This is a genomic window from Pseudoalteromonas piratica, assembly GCF_000788395.1.
Taxonomy (GTDB): domain Bacteria; phylum Pseudomonadota; class Gammaproteobacteria; order Enterobacterales; family Alteromonadaceae; genus Pseudoalteromonas; species Pseudoalteromonas piratica.
The window spans coordinates 1575117-1590514 of the sequence record NZ_CP009888.1 but is presented as its reverse complement, the minus strand read 5'-3'; the positions used below and the strand labels follow the sequence as shown (position 1 = coordinate 1590514).

Here is a 15398-nt window from a genome sequence, read left to right as displayed (position 1 = left end):
GCTAATTGTCTTCAATTTAAATTAGCCGCAGTTTAAAGGTCAGCATGCAAGATGTCTATTTTAAATCCGCTTTACCATTGCGTGTTGAATCAAGTTTCAGCGGACTTTTAATTTGCTTCCACGCAGTCACTTTGCCATTAACATTCAGCTGCTCGAATCCACCTTTTGGCGCTTTTTCTAAAAAATGACAAAAATGCTGATAGCTTTGAGGATCTGATAAATTAATGATGAGGCGAGGGTTATCTATGCGTTCAAAAAAGGCAAGTACTGCATCACGGTGTGCAAAATAGCGCGCTGTTAAGTGATTATCATCTAACATGCTTTCTGTTGTTAACGGATAAAAAACCTCGCCATAGCAGCGCTTTAAACTTGGGAAAAAACCACCATGCTCTGTTAATAGCCGTTCAGCCATCCGACTTAATAACACTTTAATTGAGGGCAACCAATTAGCTAAATCCCGCTCTAGGTATATAAATTTCGCATTAGGAAACCTTGCAAGCAGCGTGTCATAGTCATGAAACACAGGGGTATCAGCGATAAACTCAGCTGCTTCTAACGTCTCTTGAATATACACCGTATGTGCGGTTTTAAATCCCAGTTCTAATGCTGCTGCGCACACACTTGTAGTGCCCGTTCTCGGTAAACCAAGCACAAAGATTTTTTGACTACTAATAACACACCTCTTGAGTGGTCAGATGAGTTGCGATAAGCTGAATATATCGCATGAAAATTATCAGCTTATTATGCAACTACATACCTTAAATGGACACATACAATCTATTTATTTAGTCGAATACCCCGATAAACTTATGTTATTGGATGGGTGCTGCCGAGCTGATTGCGACTTAGTTGCGCATTTTGTTACAACTACATTAAATCGCCCACTTTCTGATTTAAAACTCATTGTGGTAACTCATATGCACCCTGACCATGCCGGTGGAGCACATAAACTTCGTGATATCACAGGTGCAAAAATAGCAACATCAAACGCGCCCGGCCATTGGTATCAGGGGTTTGATGGTATTATGATGCATCTTACAGATATCTTATTAGCACGTTGGGTAGCCAGCCGAAAGGGAAAGAAACAGGGGTTTATGTGGTATCCACGAAAGCTTAGAGCAGATATATTTTTAGCTGATGGCGTTACTATACCTGGATACGATGAATGGCAAATACACCATAGCCCCGGTCATACTGACAGAGATATTTGCCTACACCATTTACCAAGCAATACACTTTATGTGGCTGATTTAATGGTAAAAGTGAAAGGCAAGCTGATCCCACCCTTCCCTGTCTTCTACCCTAAACGCTATCTTAATTCGCTGTTAATGCTCAAAACATTAAAACCAGAGTTTTTACTTTTGGCTCATGATGGCAAGATCGAGTTTTCTAGTATCGACTTTAATTACTTGTTAAAAAAAGCGCCAAGTATTCCGATGACACATTGGCGTTCTGTCAAAAGTAAATTAAAGCAAATTTTTAAAAAAGGCTAAGGGTTGTTAACCGCACAACTACTGTAGAGTGTCATCCATTGTTCATAACTGAGCGAAGATGCCGTTTGGCATGTCTGGGCTTTAATTTCTTTCAACTTACTAGACACGCAGCCAGGCCTGAATTCATGGCGCATTGCAAAACGTTCTACTTCATATTGCTGCATTTCACTCATGTAAGTAACAGGATACCGCTCGCCATTGCACTCAATCTGGTTCGTACTTCTTGGCGCAGTGCTGCATGCGCTTAACACTATCAAAATACACAATAAGCCCGAATTTTTAATCATTTTCATTTATGGTCCCTGCAGGTTATCAATCACTGCTCCAAGTTTTTCAATGCGTTGACTCATGCCCAAAATAATTCGATCTTTAATCTTGTCACGAATGGCATAAGGTAATTTCTGCATTGCTGTATGTGAGATAGCAAGCACAATGGTCTCCGAGTGTGCTTGTGCGTTAATACTGCGAGTATGGGTCTCAACAAACGACCCCTCACCAACAAAATCACCTGGCTCAATATGCACAAGTGATGGCTTATGTTGCTGTTTAAATAGCACTAATTCACCTGAAAGTACGATATAAAGGTGGTTATCATGCTCGTTTTGGCGAAAAACCATTTTGCCTTGTTTAAATAAATGGAGCTCGGAGAATGATTCAACAACCATTTGCCGCTCAGCCAATGTCAGCGTTTTAAAAAAGGGTAAGCGATTCACTAACTCCATTTTCTTAATGAGTGGAATTTGCGTTATGAGTGCCACTTATACGCTCCGCTAACGTACTGTAAGGTAATCTAGACCACCACAAATGACTGCAACTTGTGCATCAATGCAGTTTTGTTCATTTGCCGTTGGGCTATCAGGATACACTTCCGTAGTCGTTACATATGTTGCATCTGTAATACCTGCGCACAGTGAAAGCCCTTTGCAGTCATAATTACATACACCAAACTGTTCAATAGTAACGCCAATCAATTCACCATTTTCATCCGCTGGCGCAATATGAGTTACTTTCTCAACTGATTCAATCATCGCTTTTTGAAAATCTGCTTCAGGACGTTTTGAATCTCCAACCAAATAAAAACCATCTGGGATATTCCAATTGGTATGCTCTACCCCATCGCGGGCAGCAAGTGCTGGACGAAACTCCGAATTATCAGTATCGGTCGTTTCATGAAGATCAATGTGCATCAAAAAGTCACATTTAAGTTTTGCTAAGTAATCTAATACTGCTTTTGACTCAGGTGCAGGCGAGTCATTATAAAACGAACGATTTGGATCAATCGCATACGCATTCCAGCGATTAATCGTCTCAAAGCCCCACGGGCTAATACAAGGCAGAATCACGAAATTAAATGCATCTTGATAGTCTTTAGCCTTGCCTTTTGCAAATGCCAGTGCCCCCATTACGCCGCTTGTTTCATAACCATGAACACCGCCAGTAATTAAAATAGCTGGCTTATCTTGCTGCCAAGATTTAGAGCGCATAGCAAATAGCACAAGGTTTTCACCATAAGGTAGCTCACCATATTGCTCAATCTGAAAATCCGCTTCTAACGCATTAATCTGAGAAACAACTAATTGATGATAATCACGTTTTTTATTCTGAAGAGTTAACCACTGTGATTTTTCGCTTTCATTCCATTTTTGACCAGGAATACCAATTGGGTAATGTGAACTCAAACTACACCTACGATAATAAACAACAAAAAACGTATGATAGCAACTGACTAAATAAATGACATAAAAAAAGCAGCTAACGCTGCTTTTTTTAAAGTATCCCGATATTGGGAGTCGCACGATACATATCTTTTTTCAAAGACATCATCAACGCATTAAGTTGGTCATTTGGTTTAAGTGCTACTTTTTCGACTGTCTCGGAATAGTTATACCGCTCTTTCAGTTCTTCAGTCACTGAAGCTAATTTATTGCGTGCGATACGTGATTTAGCAGCAAAGTTTGAAAACTCGTCCGGTTCAATCGTGTAACCTTCATATGCTTTTAGTAATCGGTGACAATCTTTGGCTATGCCATAGTCACGAATTTTTTCATCAAGCACCATACATGTGTTGTTAACTAATTCATAACGCCACAGGTTCTTTTGCTGCCATGCATACATATCCGGTTTTAACATTTGTCTTGCTTTTTCAGCTCTTACACCAGCAAGTATTCGGTCAGCATCTTGTTCAATTTGCTTTTTATCAGCGTAAAAGACTTCTTTCTCTGTTTCACTGGCTTGCACCAGAATATACACAATTTCTTGTAGTTCTTGGTATTGGCGGGCGATTGTTTTATCGAGCCATTTTCTTAGTTCTGGATTATTGTTTTTATTCTTAACATTTTCCCCTTCATTTACTGCATGTAATACTTGAGCGTTATATTTAACTTGCTGTATTACAGAATAAATGTCCCAAGTATCAGCTGTTGTTGTGTAAATGAAATCCGCTGCTTTCTCAGTTTTAAAATAAGGTTCAATACGGCGATATAAGCCTGTTACATCTTCCAGCTTCTTTGCACTTACAACTGCTTGGTAATCAGCTTCGTCGGTGTAATAAGCACTACGCGCCAAAAATCCATTATGATAAGAAGAAAATCGGTCTTTTTCTTTTTTGCTTTGTTCAAGCAAGTTGTAGCTCGAGCTGATTTGCTGGTAAAGCGCTTTGTGTTTTTCTGATAGGTCTTTGCTCTGCTCGATAGTCAGCAGTTTTTCATGCAAATTTTTATTTTCAAGATTGCGTTTTACAAACTCAATATTGTCTAGGCTATCGGGATCACCGCAACCAACCAAAGACAATCCGACTAATGCCGTCAATGCAAATTGTTTCATACCACCAACCTTATCATTATTATTTTCTCGACTACGATACAAAAAATTAACAATTATTACAGTTGAATTCAATAAAATTTATCTTAGGTACAAAAAATATAGAGTTTTCACTCTATATTTGTGCAAGGTTCATTTTCAATAAGTGTGAAATGATGGCTAGCTTTAAGCTATATAATTAACTATAAGCTAAGCCTTTAAAGATGTGCTATTTAATTGTTTAAATTATACTTTTTCATCTTTTCAACGAGCGTTGTGCGTCTCACCCCTAAAACTTCGGCAGCTCTTGCGACTACATTGTCACTTCGTTCTAGTGCTTGCTCAATTAAACAAATTTCAAGTTCAGCCAAGTAGCTTTTAAGTTCAATGCCTTCAGCTGGTAACACCGCCGGCTTGCTTGAATCAAATACTTGCTCATGAGAATCTTCATCTTCTTCAAACTCAGCAAATCCAGAACTGAATATGTCGTTTAATGCCTGACGTTCAAGAATCTCTTCCGGGTACTCTGGAATGTATTCTTCCACATCAATGTGTTGATATTTTTTTGGTAAATCAGACACATCAACAACCTTCTCAGGAAACATAATTTGCATGCGTTCAACTAAGTTAGATAGCTCCCTGACATTACCAGGCCAGTTATGCTCTTTTAAACTCTCAAGGGCACGCTCTGTAAACTTTACATGCGCACCACCAACTGCCACATTGCGCTTTATGAGCTCTTGCAGTAACAAAGGTACATCTTCTTTACGCTCACGTAAGGAAGGGTTTTCAATCGGAAATACATTTAAGCGATAGTATAAATCTTCGCGGAATGAATCTTCCTCAATCATGGTTTCTAAGTTGCGATGTGTCGCTGCAATAATGCGTACATCTGCTTTTATTGGCTTGCCACCACCAACGCGTTCATACACACGTTCTTGTAGTACACGCAGTAGCTTAACTTGCATTTGACTTGGCATATCACCAATTTCATCGAGAAATAAGGTCCCACCTTGTGCCATTTCAAATCGCCCTTTTCGCGTTGAAATAGCGCCAGTAAAGGCTCCTTTTTCATGACCGAATAGTTCACTTTCCAGTAAATCCCCTGGTATAGCGCCACAATTTACAGGGATAAATGGACCAGCGTTACGGTTTGATAAAAGATGAATATTGCGAGCGACAACTTCTTTGCCCGTACCTGACTCACCCAAAATAAGCACATTCGCGTTTGTGGTGGCTACTTGCTTGATCAAGAAGCGAATATGCTCAATCTCTGATGTTGCACCAATTAAGCCATCAAAGCGCTTTTCTTGAGTATTATTATCGCCACTTGGTAAGTGCCTTTTATATTCTTGGCAGTCACGTAAAAGTTCTGTGGTAGGTGCGTATGAAAAAGGTTCAGCTAAAATACCAATCACATTAGGTAATGCGAGCAATGGTCTTAATGTTTCGCCGATTAAAATAAAAGGTGTTTCTGGCTGATTTTTTATAATCTGTTCGTGATCAGAGCCAACCAATGCACCTAAAAAAACTGTTTCCACATGATGAAGAGCTGATTCTTGAATTTCTGACACTGTTGCAAGTTTGGCATGTTCACCAATGAAACACAGTGATGCAACCAACTTATTTGCACGATTCTCGTTTTCGTCAATAACCCAAGTGTAATTGGTAAGGCTCATAATTAGGGCACAGCAATATATTATTTTAATTATTGTTTTATTGTAACGGCTTAACTTGAGGTTGCAAGGTACAAGTGGCGGGATTTTGGCGTCAATTCAAAAAATTGACGCCAAAATTGATTTATCACAACGATTTAAAGAAGCCCTAACACCTGATCTGCAGATTGATTAGCTTGCCCTCTAAGTGCGATTGAAGCCTGAGACAAAATATCATTAGCCGTTTTTTGAGACAAAATACTTGCAAAGTCAGCATCTTGTATCCGGCTTTGTGACGCTGCAACATTCACAGCATTATTCGTTAAACCCCGTATATTTTGTTCAAACGCGTTTTGACTGGCTCCTAAACTCGCACGATTAGAGTTAATATCATCACGTGCTTGTTGAGTTACACTAATTGCAGCCTGTGCACCAGCCTGAGTTGATACATCGATATTTAATACGTCATTAACAACACTGCTATCACCAGCACTTATGTTTTTCGTTTGATTTGCGTCAGCGCCAGTTTGAAAGCTGATATCATCACCCGTGAACACAGGCGAACCACCGAAAGTTGTATTTTCAAATGTATCTGTAATTCCTTCTTGCAATTGCGTTATCTCATCTTGAATTGCGCTCCTGTCAGCATCAGTTAACGCGCCATTTGCAGCCTGCAGCGATAATTCCTCAATGCGTGCAACCGACTCATTTACCCCACCAAGCGCGCCTTCTGCTACTTGCGCCAGCGAAATACCGTCATAACTATTACGAATTGCCTGGTTTTGACCGTTTTGTTGCGCTTGTAACCGGTCTATTATTTGCAGCGCTGCTGCGTCATCAGATGCTGAATTAACCCGCTTTCCGCTAGCTAATTGTTCAAGTAATGTTTTGCTTTTTTCTTCGGTGCGATTGAAAAAAGCAAAGTTCTGATTTTGGATCTTCATACCAGGTTGCCTCCTACCTGTATTTTACCCTGATTAATTCAAGATTTAATTAGTTTAATTATAGACCTAAAAGGTGCTTTTTCACCCGATATTAAAGGGTTTATTGACAAACTATTGGCATATTTAGTGCTTAATAAGCTAAAGTAATGAAAGAACTATCAATCTTTTTGTAATTCAGGTAAATCCTCGGGAAACACTATGTTCGACAACAAAACAATTTTAATAACAGGTGGAACAGGGTCTTTTGGCAAAAAATATGTCAAAACATTGTTATCACGCTACAGCCCAAAAAAGATTATTGTGTTTTCACGTGATGAATTAAAACAATTTGAGATGCAGCAGGATTTCAATCAAGACTGCATGCGTTATTTTATTGGTGATGTAAGGGACAAAGAAAGACTTAACCGTGCAATGAGAGGTGTAGATTATGTCATTCATGCTGCGGCTTTAAAACAGGTTCCAGCAGCTGAATACAACCCGATGGAATGCATTAAAACAAACATCAATGGCGCTGAAAATGTGATTGATGCAGCTCTCAACAATGACGTTGAAAAAGTCATTGCCCTATCAACCGATAAAGCCGCAAATCCTATTAACCTTTACGGTGCAACCAAACTAGCATCTGATAAATTATTTGTTGCTGCGAATAATATCGCAGGTGGTCATAAAACCACATTTTCTGTCGTGCGATACGGTAATGTTGTTTGTTCTCGAGGCTCAGTAGTACCTGTTTTCCAAAAGTTTATCGACGAAGGTAAAGATCATATTCCTATTACCCATGAAGATATGACGCGTTTTTGGATTAGCCTTCAACAGGGCGTTGACTTCGTGCTTAAGAACTTTGAACGTATGCTTGGCGGTGAAATTTTCGTGCCTAAAATTCCGTCAATCAAAATCACCGATTTAGCCAAAGCAATGGCCCCAAATTTACCACTTAAAATCATAGGCATTCGCCCAGGTGAAAAACTGCATGAAGTGATGTGCCCCGCCGATCTATGCTATGACACATTTGAATACGACGATCACTTCGTCATTGCGCCAGGCATCAAATTCAGCAGTAGAAGCAATGATTTTACAATTAATGCAATTGGTGAGAAAGGCAAGGAAGTTCAACCAGGCTTTGAATATAACTCTCTAGACAACCCTGATTATATGACGATTGAGCAAATTGCCAACTTTAATATTGAGGCGCTTAAGTGATTCCGTATGGCAAACAAGATATCAATCAAGACGATATCGATGCTGTTGTTAACGTTTTAAAATCGGATTACTTAACGCAAGGTCCGGCAATTGGTCAATTTGAACAAGCCGTTAGTGAATATTGTGGCGCTGAGTATGCAATTGCGGTTAATAGCGCAACGTCTGCATTACACATCGCCTGTTTAGCGCTCGGTGTCAGCAAAGGAGACATTGTTTGGACTTCACCAAACTCATTTGTAGCTAGTAGTAACTGCGCGATTTACTGTGATGCAACCGTCGACTTTGTTGATATTGATGTTGAAACGGGAAATATCTCGGTTGCTCTACTACGAGCGAAATTACAAGAAGCTAAAAAAAACAACACATTGCCAAAAGTCGTTATACCTGTGCATTTTGCGGGTCAATCATGTGATATGGCAGAAATTGCAAAACTAGCAAATGAATTTCACTTTAAAATTATTGAAGATGCATCTCATGCAATAGGTGCAAAATATCAAAACTCGCCAGTAGGAAATTGCCAGTTCAGCGATATTTGTGTGTTTAGTTTCCATCCTGTAAAAATCATCACGAGTGCCGAAGGCGGTATGCTAACAACCAAGTGCGGTAATATCGCAACTAAATTAAAAAGCTTGCGTAGTCATGGCATTACAAATCAGCCAAAAGATCTCGTGAAAGATGATCAAGGGCCTTGGTATTACGAGCAACAATCTCTTGGATTTAATTATCGCATCACAGATATTCAAGCAGCGCTTGGCCTTAGTCAAATGAAACGCTTGGATGAGTTTGTCACCAGACGTCACCAACTCACAGCGTTGTATACCAAGCATTTACCAATTAATCTAACGCACCTCATGCAATCACCCGATTGCTATTCTTCTTATCATTTATATGTGGTGCTTTTGGATAATGCCGCAAAGAGAAAAGAAATTGTAACCCAATTACGTGCCAGAGGTATATTTGCGCATGTTCACTATATTCCAATTCATTTACAGCCTTACTATCACAATTTAGGTTTTAGAAAAGGTGACTACCCAAATGCAGAAGAATATTATTCCAAAGCGATTACCTTGCCGCTTCACCCAAATTTAACTGAAAATGACATTATTTTTATTTCAGACACATTAAGAGAACTAATGTGAAGCTTGCAATTGGTACGGTACAGTTTGGCCTCGATTATGGAGTGAGCAATAACACTGGTCAAACATCACAAAATCAAGTAAAAGCTATTCTCAACTACGCACAACAACAAGGGATAACCCTGCTTGATACAGCCGCTGCCTACGGTGATGCTGAAAAAGTTTTAGGGTGCGCCAACGTTAAAGATTTTGAACTTGTGTCGAAACTGCCGCCAATTAAATCTGATAGTTCTAGCCGGGAAGCTCTCGCTTTTGCTGAAAACTCATTACAAGCCACGCTTAAGAATCTGCAATCAAATCATATTTATGGATACCTATACCATCATTGCGAAGATATACTTACCTATGGAAATGTCAGAAACTGGCTCACTAAGAAACAGCAACAAGGTGTAATAAATAAAATTGGCGTATCCGTCTATAGCCCAGAACAAGCCGCAATTATACTTGATCACTGCCATATCGATTTAATACAAATTCCATTGAATCTGTTTGATCAAAGGTTTATTCATTCAGGCATGCTTAAAAGGTTAAAAGAAAACGGGGTTGAAGTACATGTGCGCTCAGTCTTTTTACAAGGCCTGTTATTGATGGAGAAAGCAGTACGGCCTGACTATTTTTACAGCCTTAATAGTCATTTTGAGCAAATAGACAGATTATGTAAAGACTATGGAATGAGCAGAATCGCTATGGCACTCAACTTTGCCTTGCAACAGCCACAAGTCGATAAAGTCGTTGTAGGTGTTAATAATCAAGCACAACTCACAGCAATAGTACAATCAATTGGCGAAGAACTACCAACATATAACTGGCAGCAGTTAAGCTGTGATAATGAAGCGTTTATAAACCCTAGTTTATGGCAAATTTGACAAGGTAGTTATGTGATATCAACTAAAGCTTGCTGATCTCACGATAATGAATCGCAGGATTATGCCCTTGACGAATCAGTGTTAACGTTTGCTCGGGACCAACATTAAATAAACAATCAATCACTCCAAGGTGAGAAATAAATGGACCGAAAAGCTGCTGATAGTGCGGGTGCTCAAAGTTTTGATAAAAAACTTCGATACCGTTTTCAGCAAGCTGCCCACCGGGTTGTTGCTGCTCAATATAGGCTTTCGCGCCAAGTGGTGATAAATAGTTATTTGCCTTTAATTTTTGGCAAATACTGACCAGTCTATGATCTTTAGTCCCTGTTATGCCTGATAATTCTGATGCAGTAAAAAACTGACTCGAAATGGACAAGTAATCACATAAAAGCTTAATTAACCCAATATTAAATTGCCCAAGCAATTCATTGTGCGATGCTAGATAGTAGTTACTGAGTTTTAGAAATAATTCATCAAAAAACGGGGTTTTGCGATAACACGCTTCGATACTTTTTAAATGTTTTTTACGCCAAGGATGACCTTTTGCAAACACGGTGGAATTAATTTTTGCTTCCATACGTCCACTTGGCGTTGCTACAGGGCATGTTAACATCAATTCACCGTTTGCTCCTTTGACTCGATTGCGCACGTGCCAGTCACTCTTCTCTAATTTTACGTCGTCAAGAAAAACAAAAGCATCTGAGCTATCAATCAAGTCAAAATAACCTAGCCAAGGCAAGTAGGTAGGCTGCATTACACTCACTATCATAAATCTATTAGATCCGCTTGTTTGCTTAATTGCATGGTAAATTCATAGGGGAAACCACCTTGTTTTGTTACATAATCGTGTTTGAGTAATACATAAGGTGTTAGATGCAGCTTGCAGTGCTCAAAAACCATAAGCGGCGAAATATAATATAATTCAGGGTCTTGAAACTCTACAAAATCTGACAATGCATTAAAAATGACAGAGTGCCTACATGCACGAAAACTCATCGCAAGCGTATGGCGTAAAAAGGTAAAGTTATCTGCCATTTTATTATTGAAAATGCCGCTGATCAGAATATGTTCATAATCATTAGGAAGCGTGTCTTTAAAGATATCAAACTCAACAAATTCAGCATGTTTATCGTCACTATAAGCTTGTTTAGCATAATCGATAAATTCGGGTACAAAGTCACAACCTAAGTAGCGCCCTTTAAAACCTTTTTCTCTTAAATAACTGAGCATGTCACCTAGACCACAACCAAGGTCAATCACGCTATCACTGTTTTTTATCAAAGAATGAAATATGGCAAATCTAACCTGCTGAGATGTTTTAGATACGTGCTGTACTGCGTTATGGGTAGCGCCATGCTGTTGATATAATTTTTGATAATGCGTTTTTAAATCTGTCATCTTGCAACATACTCATTAATGCATTGCACCATAGCATCTAATTCTCTTTGTGGTGTTTGATGGCGAACAAATAAATTAATCATTTCATTACCAATACGTTCAGCATTGGGGCAACTCACCGAAGTTTGTAGTTCGCTTAAGCTTTTATAATGTGATGTAAACAATACATTTTTTTGTTCAGCATATGCTAAAAAGTGGGTTCTATTTTTCACTAAAAGTGGATAGCGCCAATAAACTAACTCATTGTTGAAGGGTATTTTTATAAAAGCGTTATGCGATATTTCACGTTCCAAAAAAGCAATATTTTCTTTACGTTTAGCCATGTAATTTGGCAAAAGTTCCAATTCGGAATTGAGTGTAGGCAAAATCGACATATCAGCGAAACGACTCATTTTATTATCAGCGATAAATTGATTCAGTGATAACTCAAATTGCGTACAATTAGCCAATACAGCGCCGCCATAACCTAAATTAATTGGTTTATCATAACCAAAGCTCAGTACAGAAAAATCTCCAAAGCTCCCCAGCGCTTTACCATTAGAATAACCACCATAAGCAAGACAGGCATCTTCAATTACAATCAAATTTTTGTTGTTCGCATACTCTACGATTGCTTCGATATCACAATAATGACCATAACCATGCACAGCAATAATTGCCGCAACCTCCTCGCTGTATACAGCATCAATATGCTCTACTTCCATAGAAAGTGAAGTCAGGGAAACATCCGCAATCACCACCTCAAAGCCAGCAAGCTGAATCGCAAACAGTACGATTGGGCAGCAACTTGCCGGAATTACAACCTTGCTATTTTGTTTTATGCCTGAGGCATTCAATGCAGCAATAATCGCCATACTGCCTGAACGTGTCAATATAGCATGTTGGCGCTGAAACATACTCGCTAGACGCTGTTGCGTATCAATTAGAGCCACAAGCGAATATCCTTACGATAACCAGAAAGCTCGAATTCACTCGGTTGAGTAAGTACTTCAAACTTATTTACTAAATGTGAGACAGCGTCTTGTAAATGCGCTAGGTCATAAAATCGCCACTGAGAGTAGCGGTGAATATAAGGAATCTTCTGTTCATACTCTAAATTGCTACCGGATTTAATCGCCATTTCAAAATCTGCATCCAGCACATCACCAATCAAGATTACACCACCAGGCTTGACCACCCGAGCCATTTCCTTGATCACATCAATTGCATAGTCTTGGCTTGGAAAGTAGTGAAAGATGCTATAACTCAACAATTTATCAAATGAATTTGAATCGAATTTGAGTGCTGCAGCTTCACCACAATAAAACGTTCCATTTGGGATTAATTGCTGAGCTTTATCAACCATTGCTTGTGCGTAATCGATACCCGCCACAGATGCACAGTGGTTAGCTAACTTAGATAATAACAACCCGCTGCCACAACCAACATCAAGCAGTGAATCTCCATCTATCAAATTCAGTTTATGTTTAACGTCTAATGCAAGCTGCTGCCAACTTGCATCGCTCTGAGGACGGCCAACCTGTGCTTTAAAATCATCTGATGAAGTTGCTTGCTGTTGCCATTCAGACTGCTTTTTAAGAAATTCACTCATCTCTTACCTCTAGTATTTTTTGTGCTAAATGGCGCGTAGAATCAATGTGAAATGCTGATTTTTGTTTTTCAAATTGATGTTTAAATTCGTCGCTTAAAAATAAACTCAAGCGATTTTCCAGCTCGGTTTGCTCTATTGCAGGAGCAAGGCCTAAATCATAGCATAGCTTAGACTCTGCCAGTATTTCTGTATCAAGTTGTTGCTCTTTAGTTTGTGAGATAGCAGCATTGGGCAATAAACAAAAACCCGCTTCGTATTTTGTTAGGCCACCACCTGAAATAACCATATCAGCTTGACGGTATAACTGAGCCATATCATCAACAAAACTAAGTTGCTTTAATTGGTTATTTTTACAATCAAACTTTAGCTGCTTACCAGCCACTAACACGATTTGTTTCGCGTTTACTAAGTTATCAAGTGCCTTCAGCAAACGTCTGGCAACTGCGTGTCTATCATGTGCGCCAATAAACAATAAAATAGTGTTAACTTTTTGACGTTTTTCAGAATTATTCAAATTCTGTGTTCGCACTGACTCCAAATCTGGGTGAAAAGGAAAGTAACTCAAGTCCAATAAGTGACGGTTCGTCGCATGACATAAAGTAGCCGCCTTATAACGAAAATTTACGATCCGTTTAATAAAATCAAAATTGTACTGATCGAAGTCGTCAATCGCGATGAGCTTTGCTCCAGCATCATGTAATAGTTTTAATTCTTTTTGTCTAAAATTATAATCATCGCAGAGAATCACCGGGTGGGAGGTAAATGAGTAATGCGAGGTAAGCACAAAACCTGACTGCGCAATTCGCGCTTTTGCAAATTCATCAAACTGACCATAAAAAGCTAAACTAGCACCCATGTCTTTTAATGCCAAAGCAATATTGAAACAGCGCGAGAAGTGCCCTAAACCGGTTTCTTTTGTGCCATGGCAATAAACAATAACATCATAATCCACAACAGAATTCCTGAATTTCTTGTTGCGCTAACTTCAGTACGTCACCTTGCAACCAACAACGGCCACTAAAGCGTCCTGACAAAATAAAGTTGTCAAATTGCTGAGTTAACTGCTGATAATGTGCTTCGGTAAGCTTTGCGAAATCATGCGTTGGTACTGGAAACGTATTATGAATCGTCTGTTTTATACTCGCTAATACCTGTGTATCCTCCGCAATAAGTCCCATCGCTTTTAAGTCCTTTAGTCCTTGCGCGAGACTAATCTTATGTGATTCTTCTTTACTGCTTAAAATTTCTGCGGTTAGTTGATAATGCTGATTCTTTCGAATGTTATGATATAAAGTGATTCTAAATATGGGTGAACATGTGTCCCAATTCCATAGATAATGTGCAATATCATTAAGGGGTTTCTTATCAAATGTATAATGTAATAAATTTGCCGTTCTAAAACTAATCGGTGCTGTTTCGATTTCTAACTGTGCCGCTTTTAACGCAAAAATGGGCGGCGCACTCCAGTATACCAATTGGCAATCTAACGATTTCCCATCGTTTAACTCGACACTAGTGATCTTCTTAGCGCTGCTATTTATACGAACCACTTGTTTCGAGGTCAGAATTTCAACGCCCGCTTTTTGTGCTTTGGCAGTCAGCTTGTCAATCCACACTACCGCACCACGTTTGCCTTTCGGGTAATAATACTCAGGTAATTCAGCCCCCTGCTCTTTTAATAGCGCGTCATACTCTGCAGCACTGTGAAAACCGAGTTTGTTATTAAAATTTGGGTGCATTTTTAACAACTGAGTTGTCATTTTATCAAGTGCTTTTATTCGGCCTGCACCAAAATAATTGACGCCAGTTCGCACTGCGAGATCTGCACAATTAACTTCACAGCCATACAATTTTTTTATTATGGGCTCAGCGAGATGATGATAAAAGGTTGGACCGAGTGTAGAGTTTAAATAGGCTTCAATGCTCGTGGAATCTGGTGCACCAACCAACTGCATAAACTCGCCAATACCTTGCTGATACAGAGGTGTAGGTAATTTTCGGGCATCAATGGTTTGTGTAGTATTATCCCAACTACCGGCGAAGTAATTTCCCGTTACTAAGGGTGATAATGCGTGCCAATTTTCGTTAAGATCATTTTCATCAAATAAAATATCATCGATTTCTTTGATACCTGTTTTCTCAGGGATGTGTGTGCCTTGGTCGTAGCAGTTACCTTGCTCGTCTGATACACTCGATAGCAAACCTCCAAGCTGATCACTTTGCTCAACTAAGTAGACATACTCAAAATTTTTTTTAAGCAAAATCGCGGCGGTTAAGCCACTGATCCCACCGCCTACAACAACACATGCTTTCATT

17 protein-coding genes are annotated in these 15398 nt (G+C 39.2%); 4 read left to right on the top strand and 13 right to left on the bottom strand.

Features of this window, described 5'->3' with window-relative positions; genetic code table 11:
* Window positions 1-55 precede the first annotated feature (55 nt).
* A complete protein-coding gene (locus tag OM33_RS07245; RefSeq protein ID WP_234402728.1) occupies window positions 56-652 on the bottom strand; it encodes a sulfotransferase in 597 nt (198 codons plus the stop codon).
* A gap of 91 nt (window positions 653-743) precedes the next feature.
* Between OM33_RS07245 and OM33_RS07240 the strand changes: the two genes are divergently transcribed.
* Window positions 744-1493 carry an MBL fold metallo-hydrolase gene (locus tag OM33_RS07240; RefSeq protein WP_038643136.1) on the top strand — a complete coding sequence of 250 codons (750 nt, stop codon included), beginning with the start codon at window positions 744-746 and terminating at the stop codon, window positions 1491-1493.
* Here OM33_RS07240 and OM33_RS07235 read toward each other — a convergent pair.
* The 6 genes from OM33_RS07235 to OM33_RS07210 form a co-directional block, all read right to left on the bottom strand.
* Window positions 1490-1786 carry a hypothetical protein gene (locus OM33_RS07235; protein WP_038640425.1) on the bottom strand — a complete coding sequence of 99 codons (297 nt, stop codon included), beginning with the start codon at window positions 1784-1786 and terminating at the stop codon, window positions 1490-1492. The two genes, OM33_RS07240 and OM33_RS07235, sit on opposite strands and share 4 nt — an antisense overlap.
* On the bottom strand, window positions 1787-2251 hold the full coding sequence (locus OM33_RS07230; protein WP_038640424.1) for a Crp/Fnr family transcriptional regulator: 465 nt from the start codon (window positions 2249-2251) through the stop codon (window positions 1787-1789).
* A 12-nt stretch (window positions 2252-2263) separates the two neighbouring features.
* Window positions 2264-3172 carry a M14 family metallopeptidase gene (locus OM33_RS07225; RefSeq protein WP_038640422.1) on the bottom strand — a complete coding sequence of 303 codons (909 nt, stop codon included), beginning with the start codon at window positions 3170-3172 and terminating at the stop codon, window positions 2264-2266.
* Between the two features lie 88 nt (window positions 3173-3260).
* Window positions 3261-4316: a hypothetical protein gene (locus tag OM33_RS07220; RefSeq protein ID WP_199922523.1), complete on the bottom strand. Its 1056-nt coding sequence runs from the start codon at window positions 4314-4316 to the stop codon at window positions 3261-3263.
* A 209-nt stretch (window positions 4317-4525) separates the two neighbouring features.
* The gene (locus OM33_RS07215) at window positions 4526-5971 is read right to left on the bottom strand and encodes a sigma-54 dependent transcriptional regulator (RefSeq protein ID WP_038640419.1); all 1446 of its coding nucleotides are present in this window, start codon (window positions 5969-5971) and stop codon (window positions 4526-4528) included.
* Between the two features lie 134 nt (window positions 5972-6105).
* Complete coding sequence (locus OM33_RS07210; protein WP_038640417.1) at window positions 6106-6891, bottom strand: flagellin N-terminal helical domain-containing protein; 786 nt, start codon at window positions 6889-6891, stop codon at window positions 6106-6108.
* Window positions 6892-7089: 198 nt separating this feature from the next.
* Between OM33_RS07210 and pseB the strand changes: the two genes are divergently transcribed.
* From pseB to OM33_RS07195, 3 genes are read left to right on the top strand one after another with little or no spacing between them, the layout of a single operon-like run.
* The gene (gene pseB / locus OM33_RS07205; protein ID WP_038640415.1) at window positions 7090-8091 is read left to right on the top strand and encodes a UDP-N-acetylglucosamine 4,6-dehydratase (inverting); all 1002 of its coding nucleotides are present in this window, start codon (window positions 7090-7092) and stop codon (window positions 8089-8091) included.
* On the top strand, window positions 8088-9230 hold the full coding sequence (gene pseC / locus OM33_RS07200) for a UDP-4-amino-4,6-dideoxy-N-acetyl-beta-L-altrosamine transaminase (protein ID WP_038640413.1): 1143 nt from the start codon (window positions 8088-8090) through the stop codon (window positions 9228-9230). The genes pseB and pseC overlap by 4 nt, the downstream gene beginning before the upstream one ends.
* Window positions 9227-10093 carry an aldo/keto reductase gene (locus OM33_RS07195; RefSeq protein WP_038640411.1) on the top strand — a complete coding sequence of 289 codons (867 nt, stop codon included), beginning with the start codon at window positions 9227-9229 and terminating at the stop codon, window positions 10091-10093. The genes pseC and OM33_RS07195 overlap by 4 nt, the downstream gene beginning before the upstream one ends.
* A gap of 22 nt (window positions 10094-10115) precedes the next feature.
* Here the strand turns inward: OM33_RS07195 and OM33_RS07190 are convergent, their stop codons facing one another.
* Genes OM33_RS07190 through OM33_RS07165 form a run of 6 tightly spaced genes read right to left on the bottom strand, consistent with a single transcriptional unit; the run spans window position 10116 to window position 15397 of the window.
* Window positions 10116-10847, bottom strand: a complete 732-nt coding sequence (locus OM33_RS07190; protein WP_234402727.1) for a WbqC family protein — start codon at window positions 10845-10847, stop codon at window positions 10116-10118.
* An 11-nt stretch (window positions 10848-10858) separates the two neighbouring features.
* On the bottom strand, window positions 10859-11491 hold the full coding sequence (locus tag OM33_RS07185) for a class I SAM-dependent methyltransferase (RefSeq protein ID WP_199922522.1): 633 nt from the start codon (window positions 11489-11491) through the stop codon (window positions 10859-10861).
* Entirely contained in the window at window positions 11488-12423 is a 936-nt protein-coding gene (locus OM33_RS07180; RefSeq protein ID WP_038640409.1) for a DegT/DnrJ/EryC1/StrS family aminotransferase, read from the bottom strand. The genes OM33_RS07185 and OM33_RS07180 overlap by 4 nt, the downstream gene beginning before the upstream one ends.
* The gene (locus OM33_RS07175) at window positions 12414-13082 is read right to left on the bottom strand and encodes a class I SAM-dependent methyltransferase (RefSeq protein ID WP_038640408.1); all 669 of its coding nucleotides are present in this window, start codon (window positions 13080-13082) and stop codon (window positions 12414-12416) included. Before OM33_RS07175 ends, OM33_RS07180 begins: the two co-directional genes overlap by 10 nt.
* The gene (locus OM33_RS07170) at window positions 13075-14034 is read right to left on the bottom strand and encodes a glycosyltransferase (protein ID WP_038640406.1); all 960 of its coding nucleotides are present in this window, start codon (window positions 14032-14034) and stop codon (window positions 13075-13077) included. The genes OM33_RS07175 and OM33_RS07170 overlap by 8 nt, the downstream gene beginning before the upstream one ends.
* The gene (locus OM33_RS07165; protein ID WP_038640403.1) at window positions 14024-15397 is read right to left on the bottom strand and encodes an NAD(P)-binding protein; all 1374 of its coding nucleotides are present in this window, start codon (window positions 15395-15397) and stop codon (window positions 14024-14026) included. Before OM33_RS07165 ends, OM33_RS07170 begins: the two co-directional genes overlap by 11 nt.
* Between the last annotated feature and the right edge of the window lies 1 nt (window position 15398).

Bases quoted from the DNA above. Each gene is read 5' to 3' on its own strand.
- OM33_RS07215 (WP_038640419.1), bottom strand. From the start codon at position 5,971: ATGAGCCTTACCAATTACACTTGGGTTATTGACGAAAACGAGAATCGT.
- OM33_RS07165 (WP_038640403.1), bottom strand. From the start codon at position 15,397: ATGAAAGCATGTGTTGTTGTAGGCGGTGGGATCAGTGGCTTAACCGCC.
- pseB (WP_038640415.1), top strand. From the start codon at position 7,090: ATGTTCGACAACAAAACAATTTTAATAACAGGTGGAACAGGGTCTTTT.
- OM33_RS07240 (WP_038643136.1), top strand. From the start codon at position 744: ATGCAACTACATACCTTAAATGGACACATACAATCTATTTATTTAGTC.
- OM33_RS07235 (WP_038640425.1), bottom strand. From the start codon at position 1,786: ATGAAAATGATTAAAAATTCGGGCTTATTGTGTATTTTGATAGTGTTA.
- OM33_RS07190 (WP_234402727.1), bottom strand. From the start codon at position 10,847: ATGCAGCCTACCTACTTGCCTTGGCTAGGTTATTTTGACTTGATTGAT.
- OM33_RS07175 (WP_038640408.1), bottom strand. From the start codon at position 13,082: ATGAGTGAATTTCTTAAAAAGCAGTCTGAATGGCAACAGCAAGCAACT.
- OM33_RS07185 (WP_199922522.1), bottom strand. From the start codon at position 11,491: ATGACAGATTTAAAAACGCATTATCAAAAATTATATCAACAGCATGGC.
- OM33_RS07220 (WP_199922523.1), bottom strand. From the start codon at position 4,316: ATGAAACAATTTGCATTGACGGCATTAGTCGGATTGTCTTTGGTTGGT.
- OM33_RS07210 (WP_038640417.1), bottom strand. From the start codon at position 6,891: ATGAAGATCCAAAATCAGAACTTTGCTTTTTTCAATCGCACCGAAGAA.